This window comes from Allobosea massiliensis (assembly GCF_042655245.1).
Lineage (GTDB): Bacteria > Pseudomonadota > Alphaproteobacteria > Rhizobiales > Beijerinckiaceae > Allobosea > Allobosea massiliensis.
In genome coordinates this window covers 28667-38711 of the sequence record NZ_JBHSLU010000061.1, presented here as the reverse complement: position 1 = coordinate 38711, position 10045 = coordinate 28667, and the positions used below count along the sequence as shown (strand labels likewise).

Here is a 10045-nt window from a genome sequence, read left to right as displayed (position 1 = left end):
TCGGGGATCTCTCGGTTCAGGGTTGGCGTTCACAACCCAAACCTAACCGGCAATCGCCGGTGACCACCGTCAGCTACACCACGCTATGGGACACGACCTGCGGATATCTACCCACGCGCCTCGCGGCGCTCCGCTGCCCCTCGTTTGTGACGTCCGCGTGGAAGCGCGGGCGAGGTTTCCGGCTGGGATCGCTCAGGACACCTTGCAGCGCGAGGTGGCCGAACCCTTCAGCCGATGAACGTCGGTAGTCGCAACCGTGAGGCAGATCAGGCGAAGAGCCGGACCGGCCCGTGTCTGAGCCTCGAGCCGATGAAGGAGGCTACCAAGGAGGCCCAGAACCGTCAGAAGATGAAGTAGAGCAGAATGATCAGCGGAATCGGGATGCCGATCAACCAAAGCAAGATGCCGCCCATTGTTGTCTCTCCTTCTGCGTCGCGGCTTGGGGTGGGGTGGCTGATCCTGGTGCCACCTGATTGGGCGCCGCCCGATCGATGCCGCTCGAAGACGAACCGGACCGCATCGACAAAGTTCCACGGTCGACTGCCGGTGATGGGCTGGTGTCCTCGCTCATCCTCACCGGCGTCGTCGTCCGGCTGGAATCCGGCGCGTCTGGCGCGGGCTTGTCGCCCTGCGGGGGGCGGAAAGGTCGCAGGGGGCGGTGACGACCTCGGGGAACCCTTGCAGGTGCCTGCCGTTGGTTCGGGGACACCGCAACAACGGAGAGACATCCATGAGCCTGAAGACCTTGACGCTCGCCGGCGCGCTCGCGCTGGCCCCGATGGTCGCGACCGCCCAGTCGACCCAGCCGCCCGTCAACGCCCCGAGCAACAACCGCCCGACCACCGCCGCTCCCACGCCGAAGCCGAATGATGCCACCGTGGCGCCGACCGGCCAGCCTGGCGTGACCGCCAATCCGGCCGGCGGCGGCGTGCTCGGCGCCCCTTCCAATCCGCCGATGGCGCCTTCCGGCACGATGCCCTCCACCCGGCCGACCGGAACGGCGCCGAACCCGGCCGGCGGTGGCTCCACCAGCGTGCCGGCCAAGCCGTAAGCGTTCAGCGGTCCGCTTTCTCGCAGACCGTTCGGCCTCGCCCTTCCGGGCGGGGCCGTTTCGCGTTTCGGGGCCGGCCATCGCGTCACAAGGGCCAGGAACGAGGGGCGCTACAGGCCCCGCGGCGGCTGGCGGCGGAAGGCGCTGCCTCAACCTCGCCCTTGCCAAGCGCGCGATCTGGGGACAGTCTCCGCCGCGCGAGGGTCACGGCCGCTGTCAGACCCTGGCCTCGCGACCGGTTCAACAGCGTATGGGACGTCCGACATCATGATCATCGACGGCAGAAAAGCCGCCGCGGCGGCGCTCGATCGCCGGGCGTTCCTGTTCGGCGGGACGGCGGCGCTCGGCGCGCTCGGGCTCGGAGGCTGCGTCACCCAGGACGGGATGAGCCTCGCCGAGGCGAAGAAGCTCTACGGGCCCGTCGACGACAAGAAATTCGCGATTCCGGCGACCGATCCGAGCAAGGTCGATCCGAAATACTGGCGCCGTACCGTTCGCTACGAGAGCAAGGAAGCGCCGGGCACGATCATCGTCGATCCGGGCAACTACTATGTCTACCGCATCGAGGGCGACGGCAACGCCACGCGCTACGGCGCCAATGTCGGCCGCGACGGTTTCCGCTGGAGCGGCGATGCCTATGTCGGTCGCAAGTCGGAATGGGCGACCTGGACGCCGCCGCCGGAGATGATCAAGCGGCAGCCGGAAGCCGCCAAATACGCTCGCGGCATGCCGGGCGGCCTCGACAACCCGTTGGGCGCGCGCACGCTGCATCTCTACCAGAACGGCCGCTACACGCTCTACACGATCTATGCCTCGCTCGATGAGGAGTCGATCGGCTCCGGCATCACCAGCGGCTGCGTCGGACTGCTGACGCAGGACATGATCGACCTCTACGACCAGACTCCGGTGAAGACGAAGGTCGTCGTGTTGCCGGCCTGAGCCGGCGAGGGGGACAGGAACAAGGCGTCCGGACCGGCGGTTGAGAGACAACCGTCGATCCGGAGAGCCCCATGAAGACTGTCGCCACGCCGTTGCCCTATGACCCCGCGCTGGAGCAACCCGCTCCGGACGAAGCGCAGACCATCCGCGATCTCGAAGAGGCGCTGCGCTCCATCGGCGAGACGACCTTCGCCAATGGCGGCCACGGCCTGCGCACCGTCCACGCCAAGAGCCATGCGCTGCTCATCGGCACCTTCACGGTGCTGGACGGGCTGCCGGCGCCCTACGCTCAGGGGCTGTTCGCAAAGCCCGGCCGCCATGAGGCGATCCTGCGGATCTCCACCAACCCCGGCGACATCCTCGACGACGCCGTCTCGGTGCCGCGCGGGCTGGCGCTGAAGGTCGTCGGCGTCGAGGGCGAGCATCTCGCGCCGAACGAGGCGCCGACGCAGGATTTCGTCATGGTCAACGGGCCCGCCTTCCTGGCGCCGGACCCGGCGGCCTTCGCGAAGAGCCTGTCGCTGCTGGCCAAGACGACCGACCGCGCGCCCGGGCTGAAGAAGGCTTTCTCGACCGTGGCGCGCGGCGCGGAGCAGGTGATCGAGGCTGTCGGCGGCGAAAGCGCGACCCTGAAATCCGTCGGCGGGCATCCGATGACCAACCCGCTCGGAGAGACCTATTACGGCCAAACGCCCTTCCGCTATGGCGAGCATGTCGCGAAGTTTTCGCTCGCCCCGGCCTCCGATGCGCTGAAGCGGCTCAAGGATGCCGAACTCTATTTGCGCGGCCGGCCGAACGGGCTTCGCGACAGCCTGATCGACCATTTCCATGCTCAGGGCGGGGTCTGGGAGCTCAGGGTCCAGTTGCGGACCAATGCCGAAACCATGCCGATCGAGGACGCTTCGGTGATCTGGCCGGAAGAGGAAAGTCCTTTCCTCACGGTGGCGCGCGTTGAGGTCGCGCCCCAGGAATCCTGGAGCGAGGCGCGTGCGGCCGCGATCGACGATCGGATGTCGTTCTCGGTCTGGCACGCGCTCGCGGCGCACCGGCCGCTGGGCGGTATCAACCGCGCACGGCGCGAGACCTATGCGATGTCGAAGGATCTGAGGGCCCGCCAGAATGGCTGCCCGATCCACGAGCCGCGCGCCGGCGCGGTACCGGTGCGCTGAGGGCTCAGTCTGTCGTCACGGCGGTCCCTGCGTCGCGCAGGGCCTGGCCGACGGCCTCCGTCTTATCGGCGAAGTTGCGGCGGGTCTCGGGATCGACCACCGCGACGGGCGCCGAGATCGCGAGCCCCGCCACGGAACCGACGGCCGCGGCGGTGCCGGCAGTGACCTGGAGAACCTTTTCGCCCAGGCCGATGCGGGTGTCGGTGATCGGCTGGCCCTCGATCAGGCGCGAGCCGATCAGCTTCACCACCTCGGGGCTCTCGGCGAACTTGCCGTGGTTGAGACGGTCGCCGGAGCGCAGCGAGGTCAGGTTGAGCACCGTGATGCCGGCCTTCTCGAGCTGCGTTCGATAGGGTTCGGTGTCGGGATCGATCGCGCCCAGGCGGGCGGTGCTGCCCCAGACCCGGCGCGAGACCGCCAGCGCCCGGTCATCCTGCGACACGAAGAGGGTGAAGCGGGGGCGGCGGCCCTCCATGTCGGCGACCTGGCTGCGGAAGACGTCGACATCGACATCGGGCGCGGCGAGCATCACATTGGCGATCTTGGGCGAGATCGTGCCGTTGCGGATCGACATCTCGCGCAGGGCTTCCAGCGTCACCCAGTTGCCCATCGAGTGGGCGAGCACCGAGACCTCGCCGACGGCCGGGTCGCGGGCGAGCGCCTGGAACAGGTTTTCCAGCGCGCGGCGCGAGTAGTTGCCGCTCTCGCGGTCATAGCCATAGGCGAAGACCGAGCCGCGCGAGGGCCAGGTGAACAGGATCGGGACCACCTGCGCTTTCGAATCGTGGACGATCTGGGCGAAGCGGTAGACGGCGTCCTCAAAGCGGTTGTTGAAGCCGTGGATGAAGACCATCACCCGGCGCTTCGGGACCTTCTGCACGGCGTTGTGGAAACGGGAGATCACACCCTTCTGGTCGAGCTTCTCGACCTTGAGCGTGACGAAATCGGTCTCGGGATTGCCGGGCAGGGCCTTCGGCCACTGCACTTCGCCGACCTTGCGACGCGCCTCGCTGGGCACCGAAACCGTGATCTCGGCAAAGCTTGGCCGGCCGCGTTCGCCCGAAAAGAGCAGGCCGTCATCCGGATCAGGCGCGCGCGTTGTCGCAACCAGCATGGTGACGCGGCTGGTGTCAGGCGCTGCCGTGGCGACTGGCAGCAGAACGCCGCGGACATCGCCAGCGCAACCGGCAAGGCCGGCCGCCACGAGTGCGGCCAGGCATGGACGCATGATCCAACGCAACATGACGCTTGTCCCCCGCCGCCGATCGCCGTCTCCGCTGGCCGATCGGCTTCCCCAGGGGCAGCATAGACCGGGCCGAGGCGGCGAGGAAAGCCGCGCGTGACGGCAGCGGCGTGAGCCACGAAAAAACCCCGCTCCGGAGGAGCGGGGCTCGATGCGTCCGGCGTGGACGAGCGTCTCAGTCGTCGCGGAAGACGCGCTCGTTGCGCTCGTGACGCTCCTGCGCTTCCAGCGAAAGGGTGGCGATCGGCCGCGCCTCAAGCCGCTTCAGCGAGATCGGCTCGCCCGTCTCCTCGCAATAGCCATAGGTGTTGTCGTCGATGCGGGCGATGGCGGCGTCGATCTTGGCGATCAGCTTGCGCTGGCGGTCGCGGGCGCGCAGCTCGATGGCGCGGTCGGTTTCGGAGGAGGCCCTGTCGGCGATGTCGGGGTGGTTCTCGCTCTCGCTTTGCAGGGTGACCAGCGTCTCGCGGGCTTCCTTCAGGATCTCGTCCTTCCAGGCCAGCAGCTTGCCCCGGAAATACTCGCGCTGCCGGTCGTTCATGAACGGTTCGTCGTCGCTGGGCTTGTAGTCCGCGTCGAGGATGATCTGCTTCGACATAGGCGCACTCTCTGGTTGTCGTCCCCCGGCGCCCACCGACCTTGCCGTGGGAGGGCCGCCGATTTGGCGCCCTTATAGCGATGCCGGGGGGCGCTCACAATCGGATTGGAGGCGCCCGAGCGCTTCTTTACGGGGACGTGTTTTGCCCGGTGCAACAGCGATTTGCGCTGGCCGGAGCCAGCGGAGCGTTGCCTCAGCGCATTGCCTCGAGGGCAGCGGTGATCTCGGCCTCGACCAGCAGGGCGAGCGGCTGGCGGTAATGCGAGCGGTCGAAGAACTGATTCGGATCGTGGAGTTCAGGTCGGTCGCGGCGCCAGTCGATCAGGGTGGTCAGCGGGCGGCGCGCCGCGAGCTCGGCATAGGCGTTCCGGCAGCCGGCGTCGGGCCGTTCCGAGGGGCTGCCGGGCCGGGGCAGGGCGGAGCGATAGACCGGGGGGCGCAGCAGAATGAGCTTGGTGCCGGGCACCTGAGCCATCATCGCTTCCAGCGCCTTGACGGCCGGATAGGGGCCATCGGCATTGCCGCCGATCGGCATGTAGACCTCCAGTTCCGCGCGCTTGCCGGGGTCACGATCATAGCCCATGCCGATGTAATTGGGCTCGTAGTCCCAATAGCCGTCGCGTCTGGCGCGCTCGCCACGGCCCGTGAGGAGATAGACGATGCGGCGCTGGAACTCCTCCAGCACGTCGAAGCGCAGCAGGCCGACGAGATATTCGGCGCGGTCGCGGCTGTAGAGCCAGAACGGGAAGGGCTTGGCGTTCGGCATCTGCGGATCGGCCGTGCACCAGAGGTCGTCGATGCCGACGATCACGGCCTGCGGCGGTTCGCGACGATGGCGCAGGAACCAGTCCATCAGGACGAGCCCTTCCTTCGGGCCGGAGGCGGGCGCCATCAGCGAGACGAAGGGGATGCCGGTCGTCGCCTGCAGCCGCTCCGGCGAGAGCAGCTGGACATGGGAATTCCCGAAGATCGCACCCTGAAAGGCAGGGTCGCGGCCGCGGCTGGCGGCGGCGGTGCGCGGACCCTGCGGCCGCACGCCCTCGCGCAGCGACAGCGGGGTGTTGCCGGTGTCGTAGGGGTCGATCAGCCAGGCGAGCGTCAGCGTACCGAGCAGCGCCAGCAGCGTCGTGACGACGAAGCTGCGCGCGAACCCAGCCCAGCGGGCTTCGCTCGCCGCCGAAGCGCCGACCGCCGCGTCAGAACTGGAAGTAGATGAACTCATAATTGGCGTCTTCGCCGATCTTGAAGAGGATGAGGACGAACAGCACGCCCGCCACCACGGCGAGCCAGCGCGACGGCGTGAGCCGGTGGACGAGGGCCCAGGCGGTCGGCCCGATGATCGCGAAGGCGGCGGCCGGCAGCAGCGCCCGCCATTTGAAGCCTGTGCCGAGCGGGGCGAGACCGAAGAGGCCCTTGTAGATGGTGATCGCCGCCTCGAAGCTCGTCGCGCGGAACAGCACCCAGCAGAAAGCGACGAAGAGGAAGGTCAGAAGCCAGCCGAGCAGCGGCGGCATCGGCCAGCCGGCGCGGCGCCAGAACAGCGCGACGATCAGGGCCAGGCCATGGGCGGCGCCCCAGGCGACGAAGGTCAGGCCCGCGCCGTGCCAGAGGCCGCCCAGCGCCATGGTGGCGAACAGCGCCCAGACCTGCGTGGGCAGGCCGCTGCGCGAACCGCCGAGCGGGATGTAGAGATAGTCGCGCAGGAAGCGCGACAGCGTCATGTGCCAGCGCCGCCAGAAATCCTGGATGCTGGTCGAGCGGTAGGGCGTCTTGAAATTCTGCGGCAGGACGATGCCGAGCAGCAGGGCGAGGCCCAGCGCCATGTCGGTGTAGCCGGAGAAGTCGAAATAGATCTGGAAGGTGAAAGCCAGCGTCGCCTGCCAGGCCTCGACCACCGAGACGACCTTGCCGGCGGCCGCGGCGGCGAAGACCGGATTGGCGTATTCGGCCAGCGGATCGCCGATCAGCACCTTCTTGGCGAGGCCGGCGGTGAGCAGCAGAAGCCCGCGGCCGAAGCGCTCGGCGGCGTCGGGCCGCTGATAGGGCCGTTCCTCGAACTGGTGCATGATCTCGCGCCAGCGCACCAGCGGCCCGGCCAGCACCTGCGGGAAGAAGGCGATGTAGAGCCCGTAGCGGACGAGATCGTAGCGCGGCGCCTGGCCGCGGCGCAGATCGGTCAGATACATGACGTGGTGGAAGGTGAAGAAGGAGATGCCGAGCGGCAGCGCCAGATCGAGCTTCGGCGCCGGCAAACCCGGAATCATCGCAGCGAGATCGCCGAAGAAGTTGAAGTATTTGAACAGCGCCAGCACGAGCAGGTTGGCGACGATGGCAGCCGTGATCAGCGCGCCGGAACGGGTCTTCTGGAAGCCCTCCGCGACCAGCCAGTTGACCAGGATCGAGGCCATCAGCAGCGGCAGGAAGCGCCAGTCCCAATAGGCATAGAACGCCAGCGACAGCACCAGCAGAAGCGGCAGCCGCCAGAGCGGCGCAAATCGCTCGACCAGCCAGTGCAGACCGAGCGCCAGCGGCAGGAAGGCGAGCAGGAAGGCGAAGGAGTTGAAGAGCATCGGGCCGGGCGCAACAAGGGACGCGCCCGGTTAACCGATTATGAAGGGGCTGTCATGTCGGGAGGTTGGCTCGCCGCATCGGGCATGGGACGAGCCCGGCACGAGGCCACGCCGCCGCGCTCACAACGGAATGTTGTCGTGCTTGCGCCAGGGCCGCTCGACGCTCTTGGTTCTAAGCATCGCCAGCGCCCGCGCAATGCGACGGCGCGTCGAATGCGGCATGATGACCTCGTCGACATAGCCACGCTCGGCCGCGACGAAGGGGGACATGAAGCGGTCCTCGTATTCCTTGGTCTGGCGCGCGATGGTCTCGGCGTCGCCGCCCCGGAAGATGATCTCGACCGCGCCCTTGGCGCCCATCACGGCGATCTGGGCGGTCGGCCAGGCGTAGTTGACGTCGGCGCCGATATGCTTGGAGGCCATCACGTCATAGGCGCCGCCGAAGGCCTTTCGGGTGATCACGGTGACCAGCGGCACGGTGCATTCGGTGTAGGCGTAAAGCAGCTTGGCGCCATGCTTGATCAGGCCGCCATATTCCTGCGCCGTGCCCGGCAGGAAGCCCGGCACGTCGACGAAGGTGACGATCGGGATCTCGAAGGCGTCGCAATAGCGCACGAAGCGCGCGGCCTTGCGGCTGGCGTCGGCATCGAGCACGCCGGCCAGCACCATCGGCTGGTTGGCGACGACGCCGACCGTGCGGCCCTCGATGCGGCCGAAGCCGGTGACGATGTTGCCGGCATAGGCGCCCTGAATTTCGAAGAAATCGCCCTCGTCGAGGACCTTCAGGATCAGCTCCTTGATGTCGTAGGGCTTGTTCGGGTTGTCCGGCACCAGCGTGTCCAAGCTCATGTCGACGCGGTCGGGAACGTCGAAGCTCGGCCATTCCGGCACGCCCGCCGTGTTGTTGGCGGGGAGGAAATCGAGCAGGCGGCGGATCTGCAGCAGCGCCTCGACATCGTTCTCGAAGGCGCCGTCGGCGACCGAGGACTTGCTGGTGTGGACCTTGGCGCCGCCGAGCTCCTCCGAGGTCACGGTCTCGTTGGTGACGGTCTTCACCACGTCGGGGCCGGTGACGAACATGTAGGAGGTGTCGCGGACCATGAAGATGAAGTCGGTCATCGCCGGCGAGTAGACGTCGCCGCCGGCGCAGGGACCCATGATCACCGAGATCTGGGGGATCACGCCCGAGGCCGCGACATTGCGGCGGAAGACCTCGCCATAGCCGCCGAGCGCCGCCACGCCCTCCTGGATGCGGGCGCCGCCGGCATCGAACAGGCCGACGATGGGCGCGCGCATCTTCAGCGCCATGTCCTGGATCTTGACGATCTTCTGGGCGTGGGTCTCCGAGAGCGAGCCGCCGAAGACGGTGAAGTCCTTGGAGAAGACGAAGACGGTGCGGCCGTTGACCGTGCCCCAGCCGGTGACGACGCCGTCGCCGGGAATCTTCTCGGCCTTGTCCATGCCGAAATCGACGCAGCGATGCTGCACGAACATGTCGAACTCCTCGAAGGAGTCCTTGTCGAGCAGAAGCTCGATGCGCTCGCGGGCGGTGAGCTTGCCGCGCTTGTGCTGGGCTTCGACGCGGCGCTCGCCGCCTCCCTGACGCGCGCCTTCGCGGCGCGCTTCGAGCTGGTCGAGAATGTCTTTCATGAGGACGCCCCGGAGCCGACGAACGATCTTGCCGTTACCGGATTAAGCGCGCCACAGGCGCGAGTCCATCACCCGTTGGTCGGGGCGTCGGGCGCGATCAGGCCCGCGACTGTGCGAGATCGCCGAGGCGGGCGAAGTTCTGCAGGCTGATGAGATGGGCGTGGATCGGCAGCAGGTAGCCCTTGCGGCGCAGCTCCGTCCAGGCCTCGTCGGAGAGCGCATCGAGCCGCTCCGCGCTGAGCGCGGAAAAGCCTGAAAAGCTCGAGGTCGTGCCGTCGCCGGCCCGGATCTCGACATTGATGGTCTGGAACAGGTCGAGTTCCTTCAGCGCCGCGGTGAAGGCCGCGGTCGCCTTGGCGGCTTCTGCATAGTCGGCGACGAAGGCGACGATGTCGCGCAGGACCGGGGTTGGCTCGCCCTCGTCGTCGAAGAGGCGCTCGCCCTCCGCCTCCTGCAGCCCGGCATAGCCGCCATCGAGGCAGATGACCTGCTGCTCGCCGGCGAGGTCGCCGCCGATGAAGGGGTAGCGCCGCAGATAGGCCGGCGCGTGCTGGCCGCGCCAGCGCCCCTCCGCATCGACGAAGCAGCCTTCGCCCGGGCGCATGCCGACCATGAAGAGCGGCGACACGGCGCCCTGCTCCTCGAGGAAGAGGATCGGCATGTCGCGGCAGGCCGGTGCGAATTCGGCCATCAGCGCCGGCAGGACATGGGCGCCGGCGGCGAAGGCATAGGGCGCCTTCGGCGGGGCCAGCCGCGACTGCCGATGGGTGTTGCGGTCGAGCACCGCGATGCTGGAATAGAAGAGCGGCAGAGGGGCCATGGGTT

General features: G+C 67.8%; 9 protein-coding genes. 3 read left to right on the top strand and 6 right to left on the bottom strand.

The window, feature by feature from the left end:
- Positions 1–730 precede the first annotated feature (730 nt).
- The 3 genes from ACFPN9_RS17680 to ACFPN9_RS17670 all read left to right on the top strand — a co-directional run bounded on the left by ACFPN9_RS17680 (position 731) and on the right by ACFPN9_RS17670 (position 3159).
- Complete coding sequence (locus ACFPN9_RS17680; RefSeq protein ID WP_066733669.1) at positions 731–1051, top strand: hypothetical protein; 321 nt, start codon at positions 731–733, stop codon at positions 1049–1051.
- A gap of 267 nt (positions 1052–1318) precedes the next feature.
- Positions 1319–1990 carry a L,D-transpeptidase gene (locus tag ACFPN9_RS17675; protein WP_066733670.1) on the top strand — a complete coding sequence of 224 codons (672 nt, stop codon included), beginning with the start codon at positions 1319–1321 and terminating at the stop codon, positions 1988–1990.
- A gap of 71 nt (positions 1991–2061) precedes the next feature.
- Entirely contained in the window at positions 2062–3159 is a 1098-nt protein-coding gene (locus ACFPN9_RS17670; protein ID WP_066733673.1) for a catalase family protein, read from the top strand.
- 4 nt (positions 3160–3163) lie between these two features.
- Here ACFPN9_RS17670 and ACFPN9_RS17665 read toward each other — a convergent pair whose 3' ends face one another.
- From ACFPN9_RS17665 to ACFPN9_RS17640, 6 genes are all read right to left on the bottom strand, one after another.
- A complete protein-coding gene (locus ACFPN9_RS17665) occupies positions 3164–4402 on the bottom strand; it encodes an alpha/beta hydrolase (RefSeq protein WP_245282296.1) in 1239 nt (412 codons plus the stop codon).
- A gap of 175 nt (positions 4403–4577) precedes the next feature.
- Positions 4578–5000 (bottom strand): RNA polymerase-binding protein DksA, encoded by a 423-nt coding sequence (gene dksA, locus ACFPN9_RS17660; protein WP_066733676.1) that lies wholly within the window; start codon positions 4998–5000, stop codon positions 4578–4580.
- Between the two features lie 193 nt (positions 5001–5193).
- Positions 5194–6222, bottom strand: coding sequence for a hypothetical protein (locus tag ACFPN9_RS17655; RefSeq protein WP_377817345.1), 1029 nt, complete (start codon positions 6220–6222; stop codon positions 5194–5196).
- The gene (locus ACFPN9_RS17650) at positions 6197–7570 is read right to left on the bottom strand and encodes an MBOAT family O-acyltransferase (protein WP_066733680.1); all 1374 of its coding nucleotides are present in this window, start codon (positions 7568–7570) and stop codon (positions 6197–6199) included. The genes ACFPN9_RS17655 and ACFPN9_RS17650 overlap by 26 nt, the downstream gene beginning before the upstream one ends.
- Positions 7571–7690: 120 nt before the next feature.
- The gene (locus ACFPN9_RS17645; protein WP_066733683.1) at positions 7691–9220 is read right to left on the bottom strand and encodes an acyl-CoA carboxylase subunit beta; all 1530 of its coding nucleotides are present in this window, start codon (positions 9218–9220) and stop codon (positions 7691–7693) included.
- Positions 9221–9317: 97 nt separating this feature from the next.
- Positions 9318–10040 (bottom strand): SapC family protein, encoded by a 723-nt coding sequence (locus ACFPN9_RS17640; RefSeq protein ID WP_066733686.1) that lies wholly within the window; start codon positions 10038–10040, stop codon positions 9318–9320.
- Positions 10041–10045 lie beyond the last annotated feature (5 nt).